Raw genomic sequence first — 25,012 nt, forward strand, 5'->3', positions numbered from 1 at the left:
ACGGGCGAATGGCCATTCAGTCAGCCCACGTGTGCAATTGCGCGCGCCAGACGCTCTCAATTAACCGATACACACGCGTTCCCGGCAGAATTGGAATCGGACTAGACGGCTCAACGTCACCTGTGCGAGCTCTAGCGACCGCTTGTTTCAATGCCTCCGCGCTCAAACATCTGACCGGAGTCCGACATTTATCGTATCCGCCCAATATGGAACGAATCGCTGCCTCGACGCTATCTCCGGACTCGGTTACAGTTGTGAGGTCGTCGCTAAAGTGCAGAAGTAGCCATAGCTCAAAGCAAGGATTGCTAACAGCCACATTCCATCCGCGTCTGGTGGCGTCTTCAGACGATTGTATGACTTGAGTTACCCTGGTGCTTCCCGACCGACAATCAACATCAAAGACAAGCCACATTTCGTCGTCAGCGCCCATGATTGTGAGCTTGGCAACTTCTTCGGCTTTGCCGATCAGGTAGCGTGGGGCATTGGCGTTCTTGTCGGGCGGGTAGACATGAAGCTTTACGCGATGCCTTGGCACAAGGTTGCACTCTTCTAGTGCATAGAAATATGCGGGTTCGGTCTTGGCTCCCTCGACGAATAGAAAATACAATCGCGCGTCACGTTCTTGTACCGTTCGATCCAGCAATTTGCGTCGAGGGATCATTCCGTGCACTCCTCGGGTCGCCAGCTAAGATTGTCGCGATGCGCAAGGAAAGGTATCGCTCCGAAGCGGCCTTGCAAGTAGCCATCCTCGAGGTGTTCTAGTAGATGCTCAAGCTGCGCAGTGCGGTAATCAGCAAGGGAATGCAGATGCGATGCGCCTGCGTCGTCTTTCTCAACAAACCATATAGAACCCGGGGGCAGCAAGTGTCCGTTGAGCAGATTCGTGTCATGGGTCGTGAAGATCAACTGGCTTAGCGCACCGGATGTCATAGCCATGAACTCCTCGACAAACCGTCGCGTAAGAGACGTATGGAGACTGCGATCAAGTTCGTCGATCACCGTGCACGATTCTCTGGTGCGGTGAAAAAGCACCGGTAGTAGGTGAAGCAGGCGTCGAGTTCCGTCGGACTCCTCGTGCAGCGGAAACTCTACGGTCGTTCCTCCACTGGCGCCGTGACGCAGTGTTAGCTTTAGAACGCTTGCGCCATCTCCATCCTTCTTTATGTGTACCCCAGGATCCTCTACCACAGAGCCGGACAAAATACTCTGTATCAGCTGCTTTGCCTTTGGCATACTAACGACTTCGTCGTAGTCGCGAAAGAATTCGCTGAGCTTCGGGTCCTGCTCTTCGAGAACCTCAACCGATTGCACTCCGGTTCCCATGTCTCGAAGCATGCGCCCATAAAATTCGCGAAGCGTCGCATCTTCGAACAATTCCTTTACAAGATTCACATACGACGAAGATGGCCCTAGGACTGTCAACCCTTCTTGGAACCAATTGCGGATTGGAGAAAATCCGGGAACATTTCTCGAGGCAAGCTCAGTGAGCAGCGGCTGTTGCACGGCTGTTCCTTTGGCGACAAAGCGCGCAAATTGCTTTTGCTCGTCATCGCCAAGCAGTAATAACGGGCCGAAATCGACCCGATGCTCGCCACCATCTGGTGCGGCCTCGCGCTCGTATACAAGCTCTTCGTTGGTCGTGCCCGGAAGCGTTCGGTAGAGTGCCTCGCCTGCTACGGACTCATGAGTGATGACCAACACATAGCTGTAGAGCACTCCTTCGACAATAAAGTCAAATTGAAAGCGTGTTGGCTTTTGCCGAGCGTCTGATTCGAGGCGGAACGGCGACGCGGGTAACCTCTTATTAGGTACCGCACCTCGGGCGACTAGGTCACACGCGACATCTAACGCTCTGACCAAGTTAGATTTTCCGGAAGCATTCGCGCCGTAAAAGGCAGCGGCGCGCATCAGTAGCAGACCGTCGTGCCCTGGGATAGAGGCCACCGCTCGCGTACTGCCGGGTGGGGCTCTCATACTAAATACCGTTTCGCCCTTGAACGAACGGAAGTTCTCCACCAGGAATTGGACGAGCATGTGGCTCGCGTTACTCCGAGGGCACGCCTCTGTCAAGAAATTTTGCGTCAGCCTGTGGCCATAGAAGCAGATATCGCTTGAAATTCGCGAATATGTTGCTGTTGCGCTCGCGGGGTCTGAGCCGTGGAAGCTGTCGCTGACGGACGTGAGGGTAGGTCCTGTATCGTCGTCGGGACGACGTGGACCGAGCGAAGCGGAGAAATCTGTACTGTGGTCCAAAGCGACGTCCAACAGCGAAGTCTCCGCACTGTCATGGGTGTGAGTCCCTAGCGGCGCTGTTTGTTCGAGTCGTCAGGCCATGTTGATGATGGGGAGGTCCACAGGCGAGCGCGCTCAGGCTGAGACATGAGGAAGAGCGCTCCACACATGGGCTTCGTTGCGAGCGCCTTATGGCTTGCACCGCTCTTCCCGGAATGCGCCCGCATGCCGCTGCCTACCTGTCGTGCCGGACGAAGAGCCGGTCGATGGCGTCGAGCGCCTGGATCGCGCCGATCGCTTGCTGCGCCGCTGCGCGCTGGTCCTTGGTTCGAGCCTCGATGAGGGCGTCGAGCACGTCGGCCCAGAGCTTGTCGCGGTTCCACGGGCGCACGCCGCGGAAGTCGGCCAGCGCGGGGATCTCGCTGGCGATGAGGGAGAGGTCGTCGTCGCTCAGCACGCGCTTCTTGAAGTCGGGGCTGCTCATCGGCGTCTCCGGAGCTTCCGAGCGAGGCGAGCCCGCGCGAGCCGCAGGCGACTGCCCGCGGTGCCGAGCGGGATGCGGAGGATGCCGGCGATCTCGGTGCCGCCGTGCCCGAGCGCGGCGAGGACCAGCACCTCGCGAGCCCAGAGCGGCATCGCGACGATCGCCATGAGCGCCGTGCCGGCGTCGATGCGCTCGCCGACGTGCCCCGGGTCGACGCGCTCCTCACCCGTGGCGGCCCAGGGGTCGAAGACGGGCACCTCCCGGCGTCGGAAGGCGCGCTCGTGGTAGTGCGTGCAGTGGAACCTGCACACTCCGAACAGCCAGCGCTTGAGCGCGTCCAGAGGTTCGCGCGTGCGGTCGGGCCTGTAGCGCCCGGCTTGGGAGCTCATCCACGCCCCGAGCACAACGTCCTGCACCACGTCGTCGAGGTCGACGGCGCGCACACCGAGACCACGCAGAGCGCTGCGGATGAGCGGCTCCTGCGCGGCGATCTCGGTGATGTGCAGGACGCGAGCGGGGCCAGCGTGCGGGCCCCACGCGTTCATGGGGCACCCCGGCCGCAGTGCGGGCAGCGGTCCGCTGCGATGGGCCGACCGAGCAAGCGCTCCACGGTGGTCCCGGCGGCGCACGCAGCCTTCGCGGCGAGCCCGTGCGTCGTGCCCGGGTTCGAGCCGTAAACGAAGTTGGTGATGGTCGTCTTCGGGACGCCCATCGCGGCGGCGAGGCATGGCCAGCTGCCGAACAGCCCGCGCAAGTTGCGCAGGGCAGCGCGCAGGCGCATCGCCTCCGCGTCGGTCAAGGACGTGGAACGGGGACCGCGGCGCTTGGGCGCACCGGTCCCTTGCCCACCGTCCGGGGGGATCAAGTACAGTTGCACTGTCGGGACCTCGCTGTGTGAGGTTGCGGCCACGACCCCCGGTGCGCGCCAACGCACGCGGGGGTCACTTGCGCCGAACTTAGCCGCTCACGCGAGGCCCGGAATCAAACGAGGCCAGTCTTCTGCAAAGAAGGCCACCACCGCGGAGCCAGGCAGGGACGACCGCGGCCGGTGCGCCGAGGGCGGCGGAGCTAGCCAGGGACGACCGCGGCCGGTGCGTCGAGGGCAGCGGAGCTAGCCAGGGACGACCGCGGCGGACCGGGGCGCCTCCCACCGCGGGCGGCGTGCCTCCAACCCCGCGCACCGGGAGGCGCGTTTTACAAACAACCCCGGAAAGCTCCGCGCAATTTCAGAACATGAGCACCCTTCTTTTCCCCTCCGAAGGCTCCTCCCGCGACCCCACATGGAATTCCGTTCACGCTGCCGCGGTGGAAACTCTCCCCCGCGCGCTTCGGCTCCTGGGGGTCGCCGAGCCCGACATCGACGACGTCTTGCAAGAGGTCCTGCTCGCGGCGTACGAGAGCCTGGATCGGTTCGACCCCGCCTGGTCCCCGCCGGAGCGCGAGGTCGGGGCCGCCGGCGATCTGCTGCGCCGGGAGGTCCGGCGCCAGCACAGCAGCCAGCACAGCAGCCCCGAGGCCCGCTGGGTGTTCGGGATCGCGTGGCGCAAGGTCAGCCACCACCTGGATCGCGCCTACCGCCGCCGCGAGGTGCCGGACGGCCTGCGTCCGGCGTCGCGCTACCAGGCCATCGATCCCGCGCCGCTCAGCGAGGAGCGCATCGCGGAGCAAGAGCGGCTGGAGGTCGCGAGGGACGTGCTCTTGACGATCGCGCCCGAGCGGCGGGTCCTCCTGGTCCTTCACGAGGCCTACGAGGTGCCGCTCGTCGACATCGCGCGCGAGCTCGGCCTCAACTACAACACCGCCAGCAACCGGCTGCGCCTCGCCCGCGAGGACTACCGTGCCGCCGTCAAGCGGCTGCGCCCGGAGCGGCGACAGGCGCTGCGCGCCTGCTGGCTCGTGTTTCCCCTGGCGTCCGACTTCCTCGTGCGCGACGGCGGCGCGAGCGCCGCCGCACCGCCGGCCGGCGTGCCGCACGCGCCTGCCGGCCCGAGCCCGCGATCGCAGCTCGCCCGGCTCGGCCGCACCCTCGGCGCCGCCGCGGCGGGCGGCGCCGGGACCGCGGCCGTGCTGCTTGCCCTCGCCCCGTCGCGGCCCGCCTGGGCGCGCCGCTTCGAGGCGGCGCTGGCCTACGAGCTCCCCGCGACCAGCGCCGGCCTTGCAGCACCCCCGCCGCAGCCGTCGCAGCAAACCCCGGAGCCGCGGCCGGCGGCGGCGGCGGTCGACGCACCCGCGCGCCCGTGCCCGGCCGCGCCGCGGGCGGCGCCGCCGGCCGGCGCGCGGGAGGACGCCTTCGCGGAGGAGCGCCGGCTGCTCGCGGCGGCGCAGGAGCGCCTCTCCACGGGCGATCCCGCCGGGGCGCTCCGGCAGCTCGCCGCGCACGAGGCGCGGTTCCCCGCAGGCCGGCTGAAGTCCGTGCGAGAGCAGCTTCGCACGGCGGCCCAGGCGCGCCTCGCCCGTCCGGAGCGGGGCGCGTCAGCCCATCCGGCGCCGGGCGCGTCAGCAAGAGAGCCGGCGCGATGAGCCGGTCCAGGGCGAGACCGAGACCGGGGCTCGGCGCGCGACCGGCGCGGGGCTTTTGCGCCACCGGGCCGCTCCGGGGCGTGGGGCGCCCGGCGCGCACGGGGCGCTCGGCGCGCTCCGCCGTGGCGGCGGCCACCGTCCTGGTGGCGGCCGCCGTCCTGGTGGCGGCCGCCGTCCTGCTCGGCGCCGGAGACGCCCGCGCCGCGCCGGCCGCGCCGCGCGCGGCGATGCGGATCGAGGTCGTGCGGGGCCCGGGCACCGAAAGCTGCCCTGACGACGCGTTCCTGCGCGCGGAGGTGGCGCGCCGGCTCGGCGCCGACCCGTTCCAGGACGACGCGCCGCAGGTGCTCACGGTCCGCATCGCGCAGGAGGGGCCGGAGCTCACCGCCTCGCTGGCGCTGCGCGACGGCGCGGGTGATACCTGGTGGGCTGACGGGTTCGGCACCCGGAGCGGCTGCGAGGAGCTGCTCTCCGGCGTGGCCCTGGCGATCGTGGCGCGGGTCGTGAGCGCGCCGGAGCCGGCATCCCCGCCGCCCGAGCCCTCGCCGCCGTTTGCGCCCTCGCCGCCGCCCGAGTCGTCCGCGTCGCCCGAGCCCTCCTCACCGCCCGCGGCGCCGCCCCCGCAAGCGCAGCGTGCCCCGCCGGAGCCACCTCGGCCGGCCGGGCTGCCCCAGGGGTCCTCCCGGCCGGAGGCGGCGCCGGCTCCGTCGGAACGGCTGCGGCTCGAAGCGGGGCTCGGGGCGACCCTGGGCCTGGGGATCACGCCGGGGGCCGCGGCCGGGATGACGTTCTCCTTCGGTGTGCGCCGGACCGACTGGTCGATCGCGGTGGAGGGGCGCGGCCTCGTGTCCCTGGCGCAGGAGGTGGAAGCGGTGCCCGTTGGCGCCAGGGCATTCACGGCGGCTGCACTGGCCTGTCATCGCGGCCAAGCCCTGTTCGGTTGCGCGGTCGCCTCCATCGGCGTGGTCCGGTTCGTCCCTCGGGCGCCGTGGACCATCAGCTCACCCGGCCAGCCGATGCTCGGCGTCGGCCCGCGGTTCGGCGGCGCGTGGCCCTTGTCAAACAGGTGGTCCGCGCACGCTTACGCCGAAGCTGTCTGGATCGTCGCGGACGCGGTTCTTCGACGCCAGAAAGATGGAAGTGAACCGCCTTCACCCCTCACCTGGTCGTCACCCCCGGTCGGCGCTGCGCTCGGATTCGGTATCACGGCAATGTATTGAACGAGCTCGAACGACGCCGGGGGCCTTTCGCATCCAACATGACAATTTTTAGAAGGGAGCCGCAATGCGGCATGCAATCGCCTGTGTCGTCATGAATCTCCGTTGTCGGCGTGGAGCCCCGTCAGGTAGCTTCTCCGGCATGCGCCTCTTCTCCTGTTTGTTCGTGGGACTGTTCTCCTTGGTGGGCTGCTCCGGCGACGCGATCATCCACGGTCCCTGTCAGCCTCAGGAATACGGCCACCCAGGCTGCCCGTGGCCCGAGGAAGGTGGCGGAGGGGCCGGCGGCGAGGCCGGTGCAGGTGGCAGCGGCGGCGGGGGCGGGGGCGGCGGGGCCGGCGGCGGCGACGAGACCGCCTGCGCCGGCGACTGCGTCCCGCCGGCGCCGCTCGGCTGGTTCGGCCCGGCGCTCCTCTGGTTCGGCCCGCGGGACCAGGTACCCGCATGCCCCGCCGCCGCGCCGAATGTCGGCTACGAGGGGTTCGCCGACCTGGCGCCCGCGCCGCTCGCCTGCGCGGCCTGCCTGTGCGACCCGCCCGACGCGGCCACCGCCTCGTGCCAGCTCCCGCTGGGCTGGTCGGCGCATGCATCTTCGGCGTGTTCCGGCGACCCCGGCAGCGTCGAGACCCCCTTCGCCGCGCCCGACGGCTGGGACGGCGCCTGCACAGCCTCGACCGCGGTCCCCGCGGGCCAGGACTGCGGCGGGCAGCCGTGTGTGCAGTCGATCTCGATCGACGCGCCGGTCGTGCTGGTCACCGCCGCCGCCTGCACGCCCAGGGTCGACGAGCCCCCGCCGCCGGCGCTCCTCGATCCCTGGCAGACCCGGGCGCTCGCCTGCGTGCCCGGCGCCTACACGGAGTGCCTGGGCGACCGGAGCACCTGCATGCCTTCGCCGGACCAGCCCGGAGTCCCGCCGCCACCCGGCGGCTTCCTGACGTGCATCTTTCACGAGGGTGACGTGACGTGCGAGGCGCCCTACCTCGACCGGCACGTCTTCTACGGCGCCGCCGACGACACGCGCGGTTGCTCCGAGTGCGCCTGCGGGGAGCCGGAGGGCGCGTCGTGCATCGTCATGGCCTCCGTCTACAGCGATGGCGCGTGCGCTGAGCAGGTCGCCTCGATCCTCGTCAGCTCCATGGCGCCGTTCTGCGGGGTCACGCCGCCCGGCGTCGCCCTCGGCAGCAAGTCGGCGGAGGTCGTGGCCGTGGATCCCGGCGGCTGCGCCCCGAGCGGCGGCGAGCCGACCGGCGAGCTGCTGCCGGCCGAGCCGTCGACGTTCTGCTGCCGGGCATAGCGTTCATATGGGCATCGGCGCCCCGAGCGAGGATGTCTGTACCGTTCTTCCCACTTGCTCGAGAACCCGAAGAAGCCTGCGATACCGAGCCCAGCGAGGGCCGCGACCGCCGCGCTCGCCTCGGTGTCCGAGGGCCGGTCCCGGATGGACTGGCGCTTGCCGTCCCACGAGGCGCGTGAGCGGCGTGCCCACGGGCGAGGTCGCGTATCCCCCCAGGATCGGCGGCCGTGCCGCGCGCGCGGCGCAAAAGAGGCGAGCGTGACGAGTCCTGTGGTCGTGACCAAGTATCTGTGTGCCGCCGCCGCGATTCACGCCGTGCTCGGCTGCGCGACCGGCGTCGACCTGCTCGACGAGGGCGGATCCGCGGCGACCGCGACGCCCACCCTCGGGGTCGCAGAACAGCGGGCCAGCTCCTACGGGTGGCGGGTCATCGAGGTGATCGACTACAATTTCGACGGAAAGCAGGATGTGCTCTGGATCGACCCCGAGCGCAGCCTCATGGCCATCTGGTTCATGGACGGAGTCCAGCTGCTCGCGCCGGGCCCGATCCTTCGCGGGCCGGCCGGCAGCGGCTGGGTCGCCATAGGGCACGACTTCAACCTCGACGGCCTGGCGGACGTGATCTGGCGTCACGATGAGCGGAATCTGATAACCATCTGGCTGACGGACGGAGGCCGGCCGTTCGCGCAGGGCCCGATGCTCCCCGGGCCGCGAGGCGGAGGCTGGGTGATCCGGCCGAACGACTTCAACCGCAACGTCGCCTCGGATGTGCTCTTTCACAGCGAAGAGCAGAACCTGATGACGGTGTGGCTGCTGGATGGCGTCCAGCTGCTCGCGCCGGGGCCGTTCATCCCGGGGCCGGGCGGCGACTGGGAGATCGGCCCCGTGCCCGACGTCAACTTCGATCGCATCGCGGATGTGATCTGGAACGACGAGGTGCACAACCTGATGACGGTGTGGCTGATGAGCAACACGGAGGTCATCGGGCGGGGGCCGGTGATCCCCGGGCCGAGCGGCGAGGGATGGGACATCCTCTGGGCGGCCGACTTCAACGCTGACGGCATGTCGGACGTGCTCTGGACCAACGAGGAGAGGGGCCTCGTCGCGATCTGGCTGATGAACGGCGTCGAGCTCCTCGACGCGGGGCCGGTGATCCCCGGGCCGATCGGCGACGGCTGGAGAGCGGTCGCCGCCGGCGACGTCAACGCCGATCTGATGTCGGATGTCGTGTGGCAACGCCTGGGGACGAGCCAGATGGCGGTGTGGTTGATGAACGGCACCCACGTCCTCTCGCCAGGTCCGGTGATCCTGGGCCCGCCCGGCGGCTGACCCGACCCGGGCGGCTCGCGGCGCGCGCCGGCGCGCTCCGGTGCGCTCCGGTGATCGATTCCGCGTCGATCCCGCCCCGCGGGCTGCCTGGCTGGAGCGCCAGGCGAGCGGGCGCTGCGACGAAGGGTCACCGTAGGGCTTGCACGTCCATCGTCTCGGCAAAGCCGAGCGCGATTCAGGCGTGTGTGCGGGCGAGGGCTGCGCACAAATCAGCGCAGTCCAGGAGCCCCACCACGGCCGCGGCATAGGATTTGTTCGCCCCGAACACCTCGTCTGCCGGAAATGCTCGCCGCGCCAGCTCCAGGTGGTGCTCGGAGCCCAGGCAGAGCTCCGCCTTGGGATCCTCCAGCTCGTCGAGCGCCCCGCGGTCCGCGGCCCACCCGTCGATCTTCGCAACATGCCGGCCACATGCGGCCTGACAGAGCCTGCGTGCCTCGGCGGTGTTCTGGTAGAGCCATGCCTCGATGCTGCGGAAGGGGGTGAGGCGCAGCAGACGCGCAAGCGCTGCTTCGGCCGCCCGGGCGATGTCCTGGTCCGATGCCGCGAGCGCGTCCCGGTCACGCTGCCGGCGCAGCGCATCGTGGACACGGGGTTGCACGTAGGTGCTCACGAACTCGGCGAATTTCGCGACGTTCTCGCTCGATGCCCGCTCGGCCCATCGGCGATCGCCATCCACATGGAAGGCGACGAACCCGATCGGATCCTCGATGAGCTTCGCGGCGATCGCCCTGCCGAGGAGAATGATCTTCTGCCGGTCGAACGGGCTCCTGCTCTTCCACAGGTTGCCGCGCATCGCACGCTGCTCATGCTCACCCTGAGGCTCGAACGCGATGAGGTGGGTCCGGCACGCCGGATCCACGAGCAGCACCATCTTCTTCATGAGCGCCGCGACGGTCTCGCAGCTCCCCTCGGCGCTGTCCTCCGTGAGGACCAGGATCGAGAGGCAAGCCTGCTCGCGGATCACCACAGTCCCTTCGTCCTCAGGATCTCGCTCACCTGGAGCGCTTCGGTCCGGTACGCACGGAAGAAGGCGTTGGCGTTCTCCTCGTCCATGTTGGCCCAGACCGTTCGATGCCGCCCTTCGTGGAGCTCGCGGCGGCAGAGGATGAAGCATCGCCGTACATCCTCGGCAGAGGCGAAGGGGAGGAAGTCGAGCAGGAGGGGATTCTGGCTCGTCAGGAAGGACTGCCGATCGACAAGCCGCTTGAGGCAGGCCTCGATCCAGTCGTAATGCAGGCCGTTCACCAGCTCGTCAGCGATGACGATGTCCTCGCTCACCGCGAGGTAATGGAAGAACGACAGCAGTCGCTTTTGCCCATAGCTGAGCGCATCGTGGGTGATGACAGAGCCGTCTTCCAGGGTGAAGATGAAGGCGAGGCCTGTATAGAGCAACTCATCGCCAGTCGGTGTGACCTTCTTCGAACTAAGGCGCAAGATGAGGTCGGAGCCGGCGTAGTGAAACAGCGATACCACGTCGCGTAGAAAGGGTAACTCGGTGTGTGGAAGGCTGGGGCTCGTGGCTTCGAGCGACGCGGGGCTGCTCTCGATAAGGCGAACTACCTCAGGGGGAACACGCGTCGACTGCTTGACGCTCACATGCTGGTCACTCGTTCTCAGAGCGCTGAGCATGGGAGATTCGATGCAGTCACCCTGGTGTTCTACCAAGGACTCTCCGGTCATTTTCTCGAAGGCGTGTGACACCTCGTCGAACCTCCCTCTGCCGCGTGGGACAAGCATGTCGTCGACAGTGGTATCGTACCACTCAGGGCCGAGATTTATGGCTGTTTCGCTGAAAATTTCATTAAGAGACCATAGTAGGAAATCCGGTTTAAATGGGTCGGATATTGGAATCGATAGGTCGCGGTTTGGGGCGTCGTTAATGAAGTGTTTGGCTCCCACGGGAGTCACTGCGACCCGGTGCTCTGGTGCATGGTGATGGAATCGGATGCGCGCTTCGTATGACCACGCCGGGGTTGCGCTCTCCGGAGAACGTTTCGAGAACCGACCTCGTGCGATGCGTGACTCTATTGCGGATTCGTCCGAAAGATCGTTTCGAACGGAGACAAGGAGGCTTATCCCCACCGATACAATCTCGTACTCCAGCGCGAAGTCCTCTCCCTCGAGCGCTGCGAAATTCGACGCCAGAGCCATCGCGATGAGCCTCAGCAGCGTCGTCTTCCCCGTTCCATTCTGGCCGAGGAGCACGTTGAACGTGTCGTTGAAGACGAGCTCCGTCCCCGGCGCCACGCCCCTGAACCTCTCGATCCGCAGCCGTTTCAGTCTCGCCATGCGTCTCGTTCGGGTGTACCGCGTGCCTGCGCACCCAGGCAAGCTCGGCATGAAGGCGGGCATTCTCCGGAGCGGCGCGCGACCGCCGGCTCGATCGCCCCGCGGCCCCTGGCCCCGCGGGCGCCGGTTGATCCCGGCGCGCTTCTCGGGTGCGATCGGCGCCCCGCGATGCGACAGATCCTCCACATCGACATGGACGCGTTCTTCGCGTCGGTCGAGCAGCGCGACGATCCCTCGTTGCGAGGCCGCCCCGTCCTGGTCGGCGGCGCCTCCCGGCGGGGCGTCGTCGCGGCCGCGTCGTACGAGGCGCGCGCCTCGGGCGCCCGCTCGGCGATGCCGATGGTCGAGGCGCTCCGCCGCTGCCCGCAGGCGATCGTGGTTCCGGTGCGGCACGCCCGCTACGCCGAGGTGAGCGCGCAGGTCTTCGCGATCTTCCGCCGCTTCACGCCGCTCGTGGAGGGGCTGTCGCTCGACGAGGCGTTCCTCGACGTGACCGCGAGCCGCGCGCTCTTCGGCGACGGCGAGGCGATCGCGGCGCAGATCAAGCGCGCGATCCGCGACGAGACCGCGCTCACGGCCTCCGCCGGCGTCGCGACCTGCAAGTTCGCCGCGAAGATCGCGAGCGATCTGCGAAAGCCCGACGGCCTCGTCGTGGTCCCCGACGACGTCGCCGCCTTCCTCGCGCCGCTGCCGCTCGAGCGCATGTGGGGCGTGGGCCCGCGCGCGGCCGAGCGGCTGCGCGCGGCGGGGCTCGCGACCATCGGCGATCTCGCGCGCTGCCCCGCGCCGCGCCTCCACGAGCTGCTCGGCCCCGCGTGGGGCGAGCACGTGCGGCTGCTCGCCGCGGGCGTCGACGAGCGCGCGGTCGTCCCGGGCCGCGCGGCGGAGTCGATCGGCGCGGAGGAGACCGTGGAGGAGGACCTCTGCGGCAGGGAGCCGATCGAGCGCTGGCTGCTCGATCTGTCGGGCCGCGTGGCGCGGCGCCTGCTCAAGGCGGGCCTGTCCTGCCGCGCGGTGGTGGTGAAGCTCAAGTACTCGGACTTCACGCTGCGGACGCGCCAGACGACGCTGTCCGAGCCGGTCAGCGACACGGACTCGATCTACACCTGCGCGAAGGGGCTGCTCTCGCGCTTCGATCTCTCGCGACCCGTGCGGCTCGTCGGCGTCGCCGCGAGCGACCTGACGAGCGAGACAGGCGGCCCGACGCTGAGCCTGTTCCCTGTCGCCTCCGAGCGCCGCCGCCGCCTCGAGGGCGTCGTGGCGGAGGTGGCCGAGCGCTTCGGCGGGAAGGGGCTCACCCGCGCGGCGCTGCTGGAGCCCCCGCCCTCGGGCCGCGCGGCGCCGCGCGTGGTCCCGGCCGAGCGCGAGAAGAAGAAATAGACAGTCTCGAGCTCGTGTAGAGTGGGACGATGGCTCGGATCGTCGATTCCAGGTGTCCGCGCTGCGGCGCCCCGCTGCCCATCCAGCCGGCGATGGATGCAGTCACCTGCCAGTACTGCGGCGCGCGGTCGCTCATCGATCGCGGCAGGAAGCCGACCACCGCGCCGATCCCGCAGGGCATGCACGTCGTCCGGGTCGCCCCGCCGTCCAGCAACGCGGCGGGGGTCGTCGTGATGTCGGTCGTCATGGCCATGGTCGTGGCCGGCGGGGCCGCCGGCGCCTTCATGTTCAGCGCGTCGGGGCCGTCCAAGGGCCGGCCTACACCGCTCGCCGGCCTGGGACCGAAGGCGTACTTCAGCGATCGACCGATGCTCGCCGACGTGAACGGCGACGGCGCGCCGGACGTGATCGGCAAGAGCAACGTCCCCGGCGGCGAGGAGTGGATCGCGGCCTACGACGGGCGCGACGGCAAGCCGATCTGGAAGACCGCGGCGCTCACCAAGGACGCGGCCCACCACGAGGCGCGGCGCGCGATCGCCTCCGGCCGCCTGATCTCGATCGACGCGCTCGGCAAGGCGCAGGCCTATGACCTGCGCACCGGGACGCCGTCGTGGTCGGCGTTGCTCGGCGAGAAGGCGAGGCGGCTGTGCCAGGGCGACGGCGTCATCGTCGTGGAGACGGTCGACGACGCGAAGCACGGGCTCGACCCGGCGACCGGGACGCGGCGCGAGCTCGCGAAGGACGCGGCCTGCAAGACGGTCCCGAGCTCGATCCAGGAAGAGGCGCCCGGCTATCGGTTCGCCCGCTGGCACGAGTTCGACAAGCTCGGGCTGCCCGGCTCGCATGAGGTCGAGGGCATGTCGGTGAGGGGCGCGATCATCCCGAGCGGGCCCGGGCCGCGGTTTTTGCTCGGCGCCCGGAGCAAGGGCAGCCAGGTCGGCATGGTGGCCGCGGTCGACAAGAAGAAGGTCCTCTGGACGACGGTGGTGCCCGGCGTCGACCCGCTGACGACGAAGGCCACGGGGGTGGAGGTGGGGGCCTATGAAGGCGGGTTCCTGGTCGTCCCTTATGACATGAAGGATCACAAGGAAGGCACGCGCCTCGCCTGCTTCGAGGCCGCCACCGGCAAGCGGCTGTGGGACGTGCAGGTCCACAAGAAGTCGCAGGTCTCGGCCGGGATCGCGATCTCGGCGAACGACGTCTTCTTCGCCAGCTGGACGGCGCTCTACGTGTTCTCGCTGAAGACGGGGCAGCTCAGGTACATGATCGGGACCGAGTTCTAGGCGTCCGGCGCGCCCGCGGCAGCGCGGGCCCAAGGGCTCCCCGTCATGTCGTCCGTCCAGCAGAACCCCTGGCGCATCTGCGTCTACCACGGCGTTCAGTCGCTGATGTTCCCGGCGGCCATCTTCCCGCTGTTCTGGACGCAGGACATCGGCATGAGCGTGGCCACCATGATGGCCGTGCAGGGCGCGTTCAGCCTGAGCATCGCGCTCTTCGAGTTCCCGTCGGGCTACATCGCCGATCGCCTGGGCCACCGCCGCGCGCTCGTGATCGCCTCCTTTTGCATCCTCGCCGGCTGGGTCCTCTACGCGCTCGCGCGCGGGCTCTGGTCGGTGCTGCTCGCCGAGCTCGTGCTCGGCGTCGGGTTCTCGCTCGTCTCGGGGGCGGACTCCGCGCTCCTCTTCGACTCGCTGCGAGAGCAGGGCAAAGAGCACGAGTTCGCCCGCTGGTACGGCCGCATGCGCTCGATCGCGCAGGTCGCCTCGGGGAGCGCCGCGCTCGCCGCGGGCTTCCTTTACGCGCGCTGGTCGCGCCTGCCGTTCGCGATGGAGGCCGCGGCCTGGGCGCTCGCGGCGGGGATCGCCCTCCGGTTCGGCGAGACCCGGCGCGCCGAGCCGAAGGTCGAGGACCACCTGGGCCGCATGCGCGCGATCGTGCGCGACGCGCTGTTCGAGCGCGCCGACTTCCGCGCGGTGCTGCTGCTCGGCGTCGCGCTCGCGCTCGCGTCGTACCTGCCGACGTGGCTCATGGCGCTGTACGCGACCGAGGCCGGCGCCCCGGTCGCGTGGGTAGGCCCCATGTGGGCCGTCGCGAGCTTCACCACCGCGCTCGGCTCGATGCTGAGCGAGCGCGCCGGCCGCCGCCTCGGCATGACGGGGACGCTGCTCGCGTGCGTCGTCCTGGTGGCGGCCGGGTACCTCGGCCTCGCGCTCTCGCGCCACGTGCTCGGGGTCGCGTTCTATTTCCTGCTCGCGCTCGTGCGCGGGCTGCACATGCCGCTGCTCCACCACGAGGAGCAGCGCCTCGCGCCCGACGGCGATCGCGCGAGCTGCGTCTCGCTCCGCAGCTTCCTCTTCCGCCTCGCCTTCGTGCTGCTCGGGCCCGTCGTGGGGATGGGCGTCGATCGCTACGGGCACCGCCCCGTGCTGTGGGCCTCGGGCGCGCTCCTCGTCGCGCTGACGAGCGCGGCGTTCGGCCTGTTCGTCGCGCGCGCGGCGCGGCGTGATGAGGCGCGGGCGCCGCGGTGCTAGGGCGCCTGTCATGAAGAAGATCGCGAGAGAGGAAGAGGTGGGCCGGCTCGTCGAGCTGGTCGGCGCCGGGTCCTGGGACGTCATCCACGGGGTCCTGGAGCGGCAGTTCGCCGTCCTTCACAACCGCGCCCAGGTGCTCATCGGTCTGTGCGGCATCGTCATCACCACGACCGGCTTCTCCGGCCGCCTCATCGCCGGCACCAGCCCCCACGCGCAGGGGCTGATCATCGCCGGCGTGGCGATCGTCCTGCTCTCCGCGACCCTGATCGTCTGGGGTGTGCAGCACATCCGCTGGCTCACCCAGCAACCGGGCGACGACCTGCGCGGCTGGCTCTTCGCCTCGCTCGCCTACCGCGATCGCAAGACGACGATCTACCGTGTCGCCATCGCGCTCCTGCTGGTCGGCCTCTCGTTTTATGTGATCGCCATTGCCATGATGCTACTCCACCCCACCGCGGCCCCGTCGTCGGGTGGGCGCTGAGCCCCGCGCCCCGATGATCGATGGGGCCTCGCCACGGGCGCCGCGCGCCGCCGTCGCCTCGACATCGCACCACGGCCGAGCAGCCAGGGACGCTCAGCCGCTGGCGCCGGCGGGCGCCCGCGCTCCGGAAGCGACTTCGCAGGTGGCATGATGTGGCCTCTTCACGCGCATTGGGGCCGGCGTCGGTGATCGCGAAATGCGCTGAACTGTAACGACGGATCCGCACGTCCGTGTTGTTGAGAAGTTGCTCTGTCCAGGATAGTCTCGTCCCGTGCTGTTTGGCTCGGAGGAGCTCGGGCGCGGTCGGAGCCGCTGAAGGCGAACGGCGGCATTGGCCGCGGGGCCTCGCGGGATGGATCTAGGAGGGGCTAGGATGAGAACAGTTCGTTCTGCGGCGGGGTGTGGGTTGCTGGTTTTCGCGTTCGCCGTCATGGGTTGCACGGACAACCCCGCGAGCCAGGACGGTACGGGCGGGGGCTTTCCCTTCCCCCCGAGCACATCGTCGGGCCTCACGGGCGCGACCAGCAGCTCGAGCGGCGGAGCGACCACAGGTGAGGGCGGCGCAGGTGGTGGTGCCGGCGGCGGTGTGGGTGGAGGCATCGTTGATCCGGGCGATGGCTGCCCTGGCTGCGCGCGGCTCTCCGTGCCGCTCACGAGGGCGGCGCAGGCCACGCAGTTCATGATCTTCTTCCACGAGAAGGTCGACCTGACCGGCGCGACCGTCACCTTCCGCGTGAGGACCCGCGCCGGCACGAGCGGCGGTCTGCAGCCGTTCGTGCAGAACGGGGGCGATCTCGGCTATGCGAACATCGGCTATTCGTGGAACGCGCTTGCCCAGCTGGGAGAGTGGACGGATATCAAGATCGATGTCGACGAGCTGGCTCCGGCGAATTCATTCTTCAACCCCACTGTGGTGGAGATGATCGGGGTGCAGATCACGGGGGGCAACACGGGGCCCTGGGCCAATCCGACCGTCGTCGATGTCGACTACGTCACGGTCACGAGACCCGGCACAGGCGAAGGGGCTCCGAGCAGCCAGCGCTTCTTCTTTGGCTCTAGCGGGGAGCGCGGCGAAGGAGGCGCCGGGGGCGAAGGCGGCGCCGGGGGCGAAGGTGGCGCCGGAGGCGCTGGCGGAACCAGCGGCGATGGCGGCGCGGGCGGCACCAGCGGCGAAGGCGGCGCGGGGGGTATGAGCGGCGCCGGAGGCGCGGGTGGGGTGGCCGGGGCCGGAGGCGCGGGCGGCGAAGGCGGCGAAGGCGGCGAAGGCGGCGGCAGCGTGAGCAGCAGCAGCAGCGCGAGCAGCAGCAGCGCGAGCGGCGGAGGCGGCGGAGGCGGCGGAGGCGGCGGAGGCGGCGGAGGCGGCGGAGGCGGTGAAGGCGGCGGAGGCGGTGAAGGCGGCGGAGGCGGTGAAGGCGGCGGAGGCGGCGAAGGCGGCGGCTCCAGCGTCGATGTCATTCATGTGAAGGGTCCGTACGAGTTCACGACGAGCGAGGAGCCGATGGTGGTCAACGACTACCAGCCCGTGGAAGGCTCGACGGTGACCCACGTCGCCCAGTGACCCCTGGCTATCCTGTGGCGCCCGCTCGTCAGGGAGGTCCACGAGACGTGTTGAAGCATCGAGCTGCACCGATCTGACGACGATTCCGGACGCGACGGCGAGGGGCTCGGCAACCTCGACGAGCCGAGCGCGCTGCCGCGTCCGGAGGTGCCTTGAATGAACGAGGTGCGCTGTCGGCGGCGTCGTCGCGGTGACGACGGTCGCTGAGGAAGCGATTGGCATGAGAGAACGCTGATCTGCGCTCTCGAGATGCCGCGCCGTGCTCGGGCTCGACTCCGCAGGTGGTCTCATGTGGCTGCCGCGCCTCGCTTTGCTCGACTCCGCAGGTGGTCTCATGTGGCTGCCGCGCTCGCAGCGGCGCCAGCGCCGAGCGATGCCAAGCGCGTTGACTCTTGGTGACGGATTCGCACGTCCAGGCTGTTGAGAAAGTTGTCTGTCCAGGATAATGTCGCTGCTTGCGGGGCTGGCTCGGCAGAGATCGAGTGCGATGAGAGCCGCTCCGGCGAACGGCGGCCTCGGCCGCGCAGCCTCGCGGGGGCCTATCCAGGAGGGGTCACGATGAGATCAGTTCTTTCTTTGGCGGCGTACGGGGTGTTGGTCGGCGCGTTCGCCATGACGGGTTGTGGTGATGACGAGTCGACAGGCAGCGGCGGCGCGGGCGGGACGGGCGGCGGGAGCTCGTCCACCTCCAGCACGTCGTCGAGCTCGACCAGCTCGGGCTCTGACGGCGGCGGCGGCGCGGGTGATGGCGGTTCAAACGCGGATGGCGGCGGGGGTGCGGGCGACGGCGGCAACGGATCGAGCGACGGCGGTGGTGGCTCGGGAGACGGCGGCGGTGGTTCGAGCGACGGCGGCAGCAGCCCGGGTGTCGGCGGCGGCGGCAGCTCGGGCGAAGGCGGCGGCAGCTCGGGTGAAGGCGGCGGCGGCTCGGTCCCGGAGGAGCGTTGCTCCGGCTGTGCGCGGCTGTCCGTGCCGTTCACGACCGCGAATACCGCGACGCAGTTCTTCATCGAGTTCGCCTCGGTGGTCGATCTGACGGGGAGCACGGTCACGTTCCGTGTGAAGACCCACGCCGGCACCAGCGGCGGCGTGCAGCCGTTCGTGCAAAACGGGGCGGACCGGTTCTATGCGAACATCGGCTACTCGTGGAATCCGATCGCCGGGCTGGCAGACTGGCAAGAGATCACGATCGATGTCGACGCCTTGGCCGGGTCGAAGCCCTCCTTCGAACGCACGGAGGTAAAGTTGATCGGACTTCAGCTCACGGCGGGCGGCACCGGGCCCTGGACCAACCCGACCGTCGTCTACGTCGACTCCATCTCCGTCACGAAACCCGGCACTCCGAGCGCCGCGCGAGGCGCCGCACCGAGCGGCGAGCGCGGCGAGGGCGGCGCCGGAGGTGCGGGTGGCGCCGGCGGGTGGAGCGGCGAAGGTGGCGCCGGCGGCGAGAGCGGCGTGGGCGGCGCCGGTGGAACGAGCGGTGACGTCGGCGCCGGCGGGTGGAGCGGCGAAGGTGGCGCCGGCGGCGAGAGCGGCGTGGGCGGCGCCAGTGGCGAAGGCGGCGAGAGCGGCGTGGGCGGCGAAGGCGGCTCGGCCGGTGTCGGCGGCGCGGGCGGCGAAGGCGGCGTCGGCGGCGCGGGCGGCGAAGGCGGTTCGGCCGGTGTCGGCGGCGCGGGCGGCGAAGGCGGTTCGGCCGGTGCCGGCGGCGCGGGCGGCGAAGGCGGCGGCTCCAGTGGAGAGGTGATCCACGTGGTGGGTCCGTTCGAGTTCACGACCGGCGCGGAGCCGATGGTGATCGGCAACTACATGCCGGTGGCCGGCTCGTTGCTGACCCACATCGCCGAGTGATCCCGGGCCAGCCGGGGAGCACGCTGCACCGGACGCAGCGAGGCGCGCCAGAGCATCCAACAGCCTGAACTCGTGAACGCCAGCCGGAGGGGCTCGACAGCCCCCCCGGCGAGCTTTCTCTGGTTGCGCCGGCGCGAGCTGCGCGATGAGAATGGCCTCGACGCGCCGAGCCCCGGCGCGCTCGATGGACCGACCCACAGCGAGCTCAGGACAGCGTTTCAAGGAGGATTCGAATGAGAAAGATCGTCTATGACGTCGCGGTGACGGTCGACAACTTCATCTCGCACGAGGACGGCTCGGTGGACGGCCTGGTGATGCAAGGAGAGCACGCCGCCGATTACGTCGAGCGCCTGAAGGGCTACGACACCGTCGTGATGGGGCGAAGGACGTACGAGTGGGGCTATCCCTTCGGGCTCGTCCCCGGGAAGCGAGCGTATCCGCACATGGCACATTACATCTTCTCGAAGACCCTCCGCTTCGGCGAGGGCGCCGAGGTGGAGGTCGTGGACCGTGACGAGATCGCGGCCTTGAAGCGGCTGAAGGAGGGCGACGGAACCGATATCTATCTCTGCGGGGGCGGCGCCTTCGCCGGCTTCCTGCTCGATCACGACCTCATCGATCAGCTCGTCCTCAAGGTGAACCCCATCGTCTTCGGGCACGGGGTCCGGCTCTTCGGCGGCAGCACCAGGAAGGTCGAGCTGGCGCTCCTCGGCGCGACGTCGTACGCGAACGGCGTCTCGCTCCTCCGGTACGACGTGAAGCGCGGGAGCGCGGCCTGAGGGGCCGCGCCGGCGAGGGCGTGCGGCACGATTTCGTCGCGACGCCGCCGTCGGGCTCGCCGCGGGGCTTTTGTCGGGCAGGCGCTGAGCGCCGCGCCTCGATGGGGCTCATCTGGTTGCCGGGCTCACGCGTTCGGCCTGTTGAGAAAAATTTCTGCCCAGGGTAGCTTTGCGCCACGCGGCTGGCTCGGAGGAGCTGGCGGGCGGTAGCAACCGCCATGGCGAACGGCGGCCCGGGCTGCGTGGCCTCGTGGTGCACATCAGGAGAGGGTCAGGATGAGATCAGTTCTTTCTTTGGCAATGTGCGGGATGCTGGTCGGCGCATTCGCCATGACGGGTTGCGGCGATGACGACACCACCGGCAGCGGCGGTGCGGGCGGTGCGGGCGGCGGGAGCAGCTCCAGCACGACGACGCCGAGCACCAGCAGCAGCTCGGGCGGCGGCGAAGGGGGCCAAGGCGGCGCGGGCGGCAGCGATGGTGGCGCCGGCGGCGAAGGCGGTGAAGGGGGCGAAGGCGGCGCGGGCGGCAGCGATGGTGGCGCCGGCGGCGAAGGCGGCGAAGGCGGCGGCGCCCCCGACATCGGGCCCGGTCCGGAGGAGAGCTGCTCGGGTTGCGCCCGGCTGGCCGTGCCGCTCACCACGGCTTCCACGGGGACGCTGTTCCAGTTCGACTTCGCTCAGCTGGTCGACCTGACCGGCGCTACCGTCACGTTCCGTGTGAAGGCTCATGCCGCCACCGGCGGTGGTCTGCAGGTCTTCGTGCAGAACGGCAATGCACAGAGCTGGGTGGGTGTCCCCTGGGCGTGGACGGGCTTCAGCGAGCTGAAAGAGTGGACCGAGCTCACCATCGACGTCGATGCCTCTGATGCGGCCGATGCCGCTGCTGGCGGGAATTTCGAGGCGACCCAGGTGAAGCGTATCGGCGTCAAGGTCGACGCAGGTGCCGAGGGGCCCTGGGCCAACCCGACCATCGTCTATATCGACTCCATCACCGTCACGAGGCCGGCCAGCACGAGCGGTTCGGGCGGCGCGGGTGGTGCCGGCGGCGCGGGCGGCGAGGGTGGCGCCGGCGGTGCTGGTGGCACAAGCGGTGACGGCGGCGCTGGTGGCACGAGCGGCGAGGGCGGCTCGGCGGGCGCGACCGGTGAGGGCGGCTCGGCGGGTGCCTCCGGTGAGGGCGGCTCGGCGGGCGCGACCGGTGAGGGCGGCGCTGGCGGCGCGACCGGTGAGGGTGGCGCTGGCGGCGCGACCGGTGAGGGCGGCGCTGGCGGCGCCACCGGTGAGGGCGGCGCTGGCGGCGGCGCGAGCGGCGAGGTGGTCCATGTGGTCGGTCCGTTCTTGTTCACGGACGACCTGCAGGGCTTCCTGCTCGGCGATTACCAGCCCGTGCAAGGCTCGAGGGTGGATCCCCTCGGTCCCCTCGGCGAGTGATCCACGAGGGCCTGCGGCGCTCGCTCTCGCGCTGCTGCGCGGAGCGAGCGCCCGGGCCGCCTCATCGATCATCGAGGGCGCGCTTCCCGGCGCGCTCCAGCTCGACCCAGCTTCCCCGTCTCACATAACTGCCGGGGCTCTGGCCGACGGCGGGGTCTTTTGAACCGCCAAGGACGCCAAAAACGCCAAGAAAACCACAATAATCCTGGCGTCACATGGCGCCTTGGCGGCTCCATCCTTACCGGCGTGGCGGGGGAATTCCCCCGCCACCCGCCACGCTGCTGAAGCATGATCCGAACCGTCCACACGACCCGCTACGTCACCCCGCTCCGCGAGGGCGGGTCGCTGCCGGCCCTCGTCGAGGCCGACGACGAGGGGCTCTATGTCCTGAAGCTCCGCGGCGCCGGCCAGGGGCCGAAGGCGCTCATCGCGGAGCTCGTCGCGGGGGAGATCGGGCGCGCGCTCGGGCTGCCGGTGCCCGAGATCGTCTTCATGGAGCTCGACCCGGCCTTCGGGCGCGCCGAGCCGGATCCGGAGCTGTCCGACTTGCTCTCGGCGAGCGCCGGCCTGAACCTCGCCCTCGACTACCTGCCCGGATCGCTCGCCTTCCAGCCGCTCGCCGGCCCGGCGATCGACCCGGCGCTTGCCGCCGCCGTCGTCTGGTTCGACGCCTTCACGAGCAACGTGGACCGGACGCCCAAGAACCCCAACCTGCTCCTGTGGCACCGCCGCCTCTGGCTGATCGACCACGGCGCGGCGCTCTATGTGCACCACGCCTGGACCGACGCGACCGACCCGCGCGCCGACGCGGACGACCGCTTCCCGCTCGTCAAGAGCCATGTCCTGCTCCCGCTCGCGGGCGACCTCGCCGCGGCCGACGCCGCGCTGAGCGCCCGGCTCACGCCCGAGCGCATCGCGGAGATCGTCGCCGCGATCCCGGACGCGTGGCTGGCCGACCAGGACCCCCGCGCCCGGCCCTCGGGCGAGCGCCGGTCCGCGTTCTCGCCCGACGTGGCCGAGGCGCCGCAGACCGACGCGGCGCCGGTCGCGGCGCGGCGCGCGGCGTACGCCGCCTACCTGACCCACCGCCTCGCGTCGCCGCGGGGCTTCGTCGAGGAGGCGCTCGATGCAGCCCGTGCCCGGCGGTAGCCCTCCGGGCGCGCGCGACGTCGACGCCGCCGACCCGTTCGATTACGCCGTGCTGCGCGTGGTCCCGCGCGTGGAGCGCGGCGAGCGCGTCAACGTCGGGGTGGTCCTCTTCTGCCGCGCCCGGGGCTTCCTCGACGCGCGCGTCGCGCCCGACGAGCGGCGCCTGCTCGCCCTCTGGCCCGACCTCGACCTGGAGGCGGTCCGCGGCCACCTCGACTTCATCCGCCGCGTCTGCGCCGGCGATCGGGCGTGCGGGTACGTCGCCGAGCTCCCCCAGGTCGAGCGCTTCGGCTGGGTGGTGTCCCCGGCGAGCACCGTCGTCCAGCCCTCGCGGGTGCACGCGGGCCTCGGCGCCGACCCGGCCGCGGCGCTCGATCGGCTGGTCGCGACGCTGGTGATGCCAGCGCGATCCGGACAGGGCTGATCGGCGCGGGACGAGCCCGCGCTCCAGGTCAGTGGCCGTCCTTTTCGCGCTTCATCGCCTGCTTCACCGCGGTCACGACGCCCAGCACGACCGCGCCGGCCGCGACGCCGACGATCATGTTGGCGAGCGACGGCACCACGGCGCCGAGCACGGCGCCGGCGCCCTGGGTCATGTCCTCGATGTGGTGGTGCAGCCACGGCACGCCGTGCGTCAGGATGCCGCCGCCGACCAGGAACATCGCCGCCGTGCCGGCGACCGACAGGCCCTTCATCAGCCAGGGCGCCGCCTTCAGGATGCCGCTGCCGAGCGACTGCTGGAGACCGCCGCTCTGGCGGCTCAGGTAGAGGCCGGCGTCGTCGAGCTTCACGATGCCGGCGACCAAGCCGTAGACGCCCACGGTCATGAGCAGGGCGATGCCGGTCAGCACGGCGACCTGCGTGCCGAACGGCGACGCCGCCACGGTGCCCAGCGTGATCGCGATGATCTCGGCCGACAGGATGAAGTCGGTGCGCACCGCGCCCTTGATCTTGTCCCTCTCGAACTCGACGAGGTCGATCTTCGGATCGGAGAGCGCCTGCACGAGCTCGGCGTGGTGCGCCTCGTCCTCGTGCTTGCTGTGCAGCACCTTGTGGGCGACCTTCTCGAAGCCCTCGTAACAGAGGAAGGCGCCGCCGACCATCAGCAGGGGCGTGACGGCCCAGGGCGCGAAGGCGCTGATCGCCAGCGCCGCCGGCACCAGGATCGCCTTGTTGAGCATCGAGCCCTTCGCCACGGCCAGCACGACCGGCAGCTCGCGGTCGGCGGTGACGCCCGTCACCTGCTGCGCGTTCAGCGCCAGATCGTCGCCCAGCACGCCGGCGGTCTTCTTGGCGGCCACCTTGGTCAGCACGGCAACGTCGTCCAGCACGGTGGCGATGTCGTCGATCAGGGCGAGCAGGCTGCTTCCGGCCATGGAGTGAGATCCTCGTCGGGTGAATGGGGTAGGAGCGTAGGGAGCGTAGAAAGCGTGTGGAGCGTGGCGAACGTCACGGGCGGCGCCGCAGCGCAGCCGTCGCGGTGGGCATGGTAGCGGGCGCCGGCGGCCTTCGGATCGAAGATCCTGGGCGCCCGCGTCGATCGGCCAGCCTGGCCGGCGGCGCCGCCCCGTGGCTCACGCGCTCTCTTCGATCCCCGACGGCGACTCCAGCCCCGGCGGCTCTTCCAGGCTGATGCGCCCGAGCCGGCCGGCGCGGAAGTCGTGGACCAGGATGTCCGACGCCTTGTGCAGGTCCACCGACCCGCCGCTGCGCAGGCAGCCGCGGCGGCGGCCGATCTCCTCGATCAGCGCGGCGGCCGTCTCCGGCAGCTCCTTCAGCTTGTAGCGGGCGGCGAGGAGCTCGGGGTAGCGCCGCAGGAAGTACCCCGCCGCGAACAGGGCGACGCTCTGGTAGTCGATGGCCGTGTCGGGGATCGCCCCGCCCACGGCCAGGCGGAACGAGGCCGCCTCGTCGTCGATCTTGGGCCAGAGGATCCCCGGGTTGTCGGAGATGGCCATGCCGGTCTTCAAGGTGACGAGCTGCTGGCTCTTCGTGACCGCGGGCTCGTCGCCGACCTTGGCCACCTTGCGCTCCATGAGCGCGTTGATGAGCGTCGATTTGCCGACGTTGGGGATCCCCACGATCATGGCCCGCACCACCTTGCCGGGGCCGTTCTTGGGGGGCGCGAGGCGCTTGCAGAGCTCCGGGATCCGGCGCCGCGCCTCGGACGACTGGGTCGCGGAGATCGCGATCGCGAGCACCTGGCCTCCTCCCGGTGAGGCGCCGCGGTCGGCCTCGTCAGGCGGCGCGGCGCGCTCCGCCTCGAAGTAGCGGAGCCACGCCGTGGTGACGGCCGGGTCCGCCAGATCGCTCTTGTTCAGGACCTTGATGCACGGCTTCTGGCCGCGCAGCTCGGCCAGGACGGGGTTCTCGCTGGCCAGCGGCATGCGGGCGTCGAGCACCTCGATGACGACGTCCTGCGACGGCATCGACTCGGCGATCGAGCGCCGAGCCTTGGTCATGTGGCCTGGATACCATTGGATCGACATC

The 25,012-nt window shown here is 69.9% G+C and carries 23 protein-coding genes; 14 read left to right on the plus strand and 9 right to left on the minus strand.

The annotated features are described in order from the left end of the window. Window positions 1–16 precede the first annotated feature (16 nt). The 5 genes from WMF22_RS07455 to WMF22_RS07475 form a co-directional block, all read right to left on the minus strand. Window positions 17–661 carry an RloB family protein gene (locus WMF22_RS07455; protein WP_438035311.1) on the minus strand — a complete coding sequence of 215 codons (645 nt, stop codon included), beginning with the start codon at window positions 659–661 and terminating at the stop codon, window positions 17–19. Beyond that, window positions 658–2,034: an AAA family ATPase gene (locus WMF22_RS07460; protein ID WP_438035312.1), complete on the minus strand. Its 1,377-nt coding sequence runs from the start codon at window positions 2,032–2,034 to the stop codon at window positions 658–660. The genes WMF22_RS07455 and WMF22_RS07460 overlap by 4 nt, the downstream gene beginning before the upstream one ends. 433 nt (window positions 2,035–2,467) lie before the next feature. Further along, window positions 2,468–2,716, minus strand: coding sequence for a hypothetical protein (locus WMF22_RS07465; RefSeq protein ID WP_438035313.1), 249 nt, complete (start codon window positions 2,714–2,716; stop codon window positions 2,468–2,470). Further along, window positions 2,713–3,261, minus strand: coding sequence for a sigma-70 family RNA polymerase sigma factor (locus tag WMF22_RS07470; RefSeq protein WP_438035314.1), 549 nt, complete (start codon window positions 3,259–3,261; stop codon window positions 2,713–2,715). Before WMF22_RS07470 ends, WMF22_RS07465 begins: the two co-directional genes overlap by 4 nt. After that, complete coding sequence (locus tag WMF22_RS07475; protein ID WP_438035315.1) at window positions 3,258–3,497, minus strand: transcriptional regulator; 240 nt, start codon at window positions 3,495–3,497, stop codon at window positions 3,258–3,260. The genes WMF22_RS07470 and WMF22_RS07475 overlap by 4 nt, the downstream gene beginning before the upstream one ends. A gap of 524 nt (window positions 3,498–4,021) precedes the next feature. Here WMF22_RS07475 and WMF22_RS07480 point away from each other — a divergent pair. The 4 genes from WMF22_RS07480 (at window position 4,022) to WMF22_RS07495 (ending at window position 9,076) form a co-directional block, all read left to right on the plus strand. Continuing rightward, on the plus strand, window positions 4,022–5,236 hold the full coding sequence (locus WMF22_RS07480) for an RNA polymerase sigma factor (RefSeq protein WP_437298419.1): 1,215 nt from the start codon (window positions 4,022–4,024) through the stop codon (window positions 5,234–5,236). 122 nt (window positions 5,237–5,358) lie between these two features. Further along, a complete protein-coding gene (locus WMF22_RS07485) occupies window positions 5,359–6,456 on the plus strand; it encodes a hypothetical protein (protein ID WP_438035316.1) in 1,098 nt (365 codons plus the stop codon). A 139-nt stretch (window positions 6,457–6,595) separates the two neighbouring features. Then, window positions 6,596–7,747, plus strand: a complete 1,152-nt coding sequence (locus tag WMF22_RS07490) for a hypothetical protein (protein WP_438035317.1) — start codon at window positions 6,596–6,598, stop codon at window positions 7,745–7,747. Window positions 7,748–8,005: 258 nt separating this feature from the next. Continuing rightward, a complete protein-coding gene (locus WMF22_RS07495; protein WP_438035318.1) occupies window positions 8,006–9,076 on the plus strand; it encodes an FG-GAP repeat domain-containing protein in 1,071 nt (356 codons plus the stop codon). Between the two features lie 175 nt (window positions 9,077–9,251). Here WMF22_RS07495 and WMF22_RS07500 read toward each other — a convergent pair whose 3' ends face one another. Further along, the gene (locus WMF22_RS07500; protein ID WP_438035319.1) at window positions 9,252–10,040 is read right to left on the minus strand and encodes a hypothetical protein; all 789 of its coding nucleotides are present in this window, start codon (window positions 10,038–10,040) and stop codon (window positions 9,252–9,254) included. Further along, entirely contained in the window at window positions 10,037–11,365 is a 1,329-nt protein-coding gene (locus tag WMF22_RS07505; protein ID WP_438035320.1) for an AAA family ATPase, read from the minus strand. The genes WMF22_RS07500 and WMF22_RS07505 overlap by 4 nt, the downstream gene beginning before the upstream one ends. A gap of 168 nt (window positions 11,366–11,533) precedes the next feature. On the opposite strand from WMF22_RS07505, the gene WMF22_RS07510 reads away from it, so the two are divergent. From WMF22_RS07510 to WMF22_RS07555, 10 genes are all read left to right on the plus strand, one after another. Further along, window positions 11,534–12,745 (plus strand): DNA polymerase IV, encoded by a 1,212-nt coding sequence (locus WMF22_RS07510; protein WP_438035321.1) that lies wholly within the window; start codon window positions 11,534–11,536, stop codon window positions 12,743–12,745. A 29-nt stretch (window positions 12,746–12,774) separates the two neighbouring features. Then, window positions 12,775–14,028: an outer membrane protein assembly factor BamB family protein gene (locus WMF22_RS07515; RefSeq protein ID WP_438035322.1), complete on the plus strand. Its 1,254-nt coding sequence runs from the start codon at window positions 12,775–12,777 to the stop codon at window positions 14,026–14,028. A 45-nt stretch (window positions 14,029–14,073) separates the two neighbouring features. Next, a complete protein-coding gene (locus WMF22_RS07520) occupies window positions 14,074–15,276 on the plus strand; it encodes an MFS transporter (RefSeq protein WP_437298426.1) in 1,203 nt (400 codons plus the stop codon). Between the two features lie 10 nt (window positions 15,277–15,286). Further along, entirely contained in the window at window positions 15,287–15,757 is a 471-nt protein-coding gene (locus WMF22_RS07525; RefSeq protein WP_438035323.1) for a hypothetical protein, read from the plus strand. Window positions 15,758–16,130: 373 nt separating this feature from the next. After that, window positions 16,131–17,315, plus strand: a complete 1,185-nt coding sequence (locus WMF22_RS07530; RefSeq protein ID WP_438035324.1) for a hypothetical protein — start codon at window positions 16,131–16,133, stop codon at window positions 17,313–17,315. A 558-nt stretch (window positions 17,316–17,873) separates the two neighbouring features. After that, window positions 17,874–19,163, plus strand: coding sequence for a hypothetical protein (locus tag WMF22_RS07535; protein ID WP_438035325.1), 1,290 nt, complete (start codon window positions 17,874–17,876; stop codon window positions 19,161–19,163). Between the two features lie 233 nt (window positions 19,164–19,396). After that, window positions 19,397–19,942, plus strand: coding sequence for a dihydrofolate reductase family protein (locus WMF22_RS07540; RefSeq protein WP_437298430.1), 546 nt, complete (start codon window positions 19,397–19,399; stop codon window positions 19,940–19,942). A gap of 309 nt (window positions 19,943–20,251) precedes the next feature. Then, window positions 20,252–21,373: a hypothetical protein gene (locus WMF22_RS07545; RefSeq protein WP_438035326.1), complete on the plus strand. Its 1,122-nt coding sequence runs from the start codon at window positions 20,252–20,254 to the stop codon at window positions 21,371–21,373. 288 nt (window positions 21,374–21,661) lie between these two features. After that, complete coding sequence (locus tag WMF22_RS07550) at window positions 21,662–22,522, plus strand: HipA family kinase (RefSeq protein ID WP_438035327.1); 861 nt, start codon at window positions 21,662–21,664, stop codon at window positions 22,520–22,522. Next, complete coding sequence (locus WMF22_RS07555) at window positions 22,500–22,946, plus strand: DUF3037 domain-containing protein (RefSeq protein WP_438035328.1); 447 nt, start codon at window positions 22,500–22,502, stop codon at window positions 22,944–22,946. Before WMF22_RS07550 ends, WMF22_RS07555 begins: the two co-directional genes overlap by 23 nt. Window positions 22,947–22,974: 28 nt before the next feature. Here the strand turns inward: WMF22_RS07555 and WMF22_RS07560 are convergent, their stop codons facing one another. After that, complete coding sequence (locus WMF22_RS07560; RefSeq protein WP_437298434.1) at window positions 22,975–23,898, minus strand: DUF808 domain-containing protein; 924 nt, start codon at window positions 23,896–23,898, stop codon at window positions 22,975–22,977. A gap of 198 nt (window positions 23,899–24,096) precedes the next feature. After that, window positions 24,097–25,011 (minus strand): ribosome biogenesis GTPase YlqF, encoded by a 915-nt coding sequence (gene ylqF / locus WMF22_RS07565; RefSeq protein WP_438035329.1) that lies wholly within the window; start codon window positions 25,009–25,011, stop codon window positions 24,097–24,099. Window position 25,012: the final 1 nt, after the last annotated feature.

This window comes from Sorangium sp. So ce204, from assembly GCF_051526795.1.
In the GTDB taxonomy this organism is placed as follows: domain Bacteria; phylum Myxococcota_A; class Polyangia; order Polyangiales; family Polyangiaceae; genus Sorangium; species Sorangium cellulosum_B.

Bases quoted from the DNA above. Each gene is read 5' to 3' on its own strand.
- WMF22_RS07470 (WP_438035314.1), bottom strand. From the start codon at position 3,261: ATGAACGCGTGGGGCCCGCACGCTGGCCCCGCTCGCGTCCTGCACATC.
- WMF22_RS07555 (WP_438035328.1), top strand. From the start codon at position 22,500: ATGCAGCCCGTGCCCGGCGGTAGCCCTCCGGGCGCGCGCGACGTCGAC.
- WMF22_RS07510 (WP_438035321.1), top strand. From the start codon at position 11,534: ATGCGACAGATCCTCCACATCGACATGGACGCGTTCTTCGCGTCGGTC.
- WMF22_RS07475 (WP_438035315.1), bottom strand. From the start codon at position 3,497: ATGCGCCTGCGCGCTGCCCTGCGCAACTTGCGCGGGCTGTTCGGCAGC.
- WMF22_RS07560 (WP_437298434.1), bottom strand. From the start codon at position 23,898: ATGGCCGGAAGCAGCCTGCTCGCCCTGATCGACGACATCGCCACCGTG.
- WMF22_RS07535 (WP_438035325.1), top strand. From the start codon at position 17,874: ATGAGATCAGTTCTTTCTTTGGCGGCGTACGGGGTGTTGGTCGGCGCG.
- WMF22_RS07465 (WP_438035313.1), bottom strand. From the start codon at position 2,716: ATGAGCAGCCCCGACTTCAAGAAGCGCGTGCTGAGCGACGACGACCTC.
- WMF22_RS07505 (WP_438035320.1), bottom strand. From the start codon at position 11,365: ATGGCGAGACTGAAACGGCTGCGGATCGAGAGGTTCAGGGGCGTGGCG.
- WMF22_RS07490 (WP_438035317.1), top strand. From the start codon at position 6,596: ATGCGCCTCTTCTCCTGTTTGTTCGTGGGACTGTTCTCCTTGGTGGGC.
- WMF22_RS07545 (WP_438035326.1), top strand. From the start codon at position 20,252: ATGCTGGTCGGCGCATTCGCCATGACGGGTTGCGGCGATGACGACACC.
- WMF22_RS07520 (WP_437298426.1), top strand. From the start codon at position 14,074: ATGTCGTCCGTCCAGCAGAACCCCTGGCGCATCTGCGTCTACCACGGC.
- WMF22_RS07530 (WP_438035324.1), top strand. From the start codon at position 16,131: ATGAGAACAGTTCGTTCTGCGGCGGGGTGTGGGTTGCTGGTTTTCGCG.
- WMF22_RS07525 (WP_438035323.1), top strand. From the start codon at position 15,287: ATGAAGAAGATCGCGAGAGAGGAAGAGGTGGGCCGGCTCGTCGAGCTG.
- WMF22_RS07540 (WP_437298430.1), top strand. From the start codon at position 19,397: ATGAGAAAGATCGTCTATGACGTCGCGGTGACGGTCGACAACTTCATC.
- WMF22_RS07550 (WP_438035327.1), top strand. From the start codon at position 21,662: ATGATCCGAACCGTCCACACGACCCGCTACGTCACCCCGCTCCGCGAG.
- WMF22_RS07515 (WP_438035322.1), top strand. From the start codon at position 12,775: ATGGCTCGGATCGTCGATTCCAGGTGTCCGCGCTGCGGCGCCCCGCTG.
- WMF22_RS07460 (WP_438035312.1), bottom strand. From the start codon at position 2,034: ATGCTCGTCCAATTCCTGGTGGAGAACTTCCGTTCGTTCAAGGGCGAA.
- ylqF (WP_438035329.1), bottom strand. From the start codon at position 25,011: ATGTCGATCCAATGGTATCCAGGCCACATGACCAAGGCTCGGCGCTCG.
- WMF22_RS07455 (WP_438035311.1), bottom strand. From the start codon at position 661: ATGATCCCTCGACGCAAATTGCTGGATCGAACGGTACAAGAACGTGAC.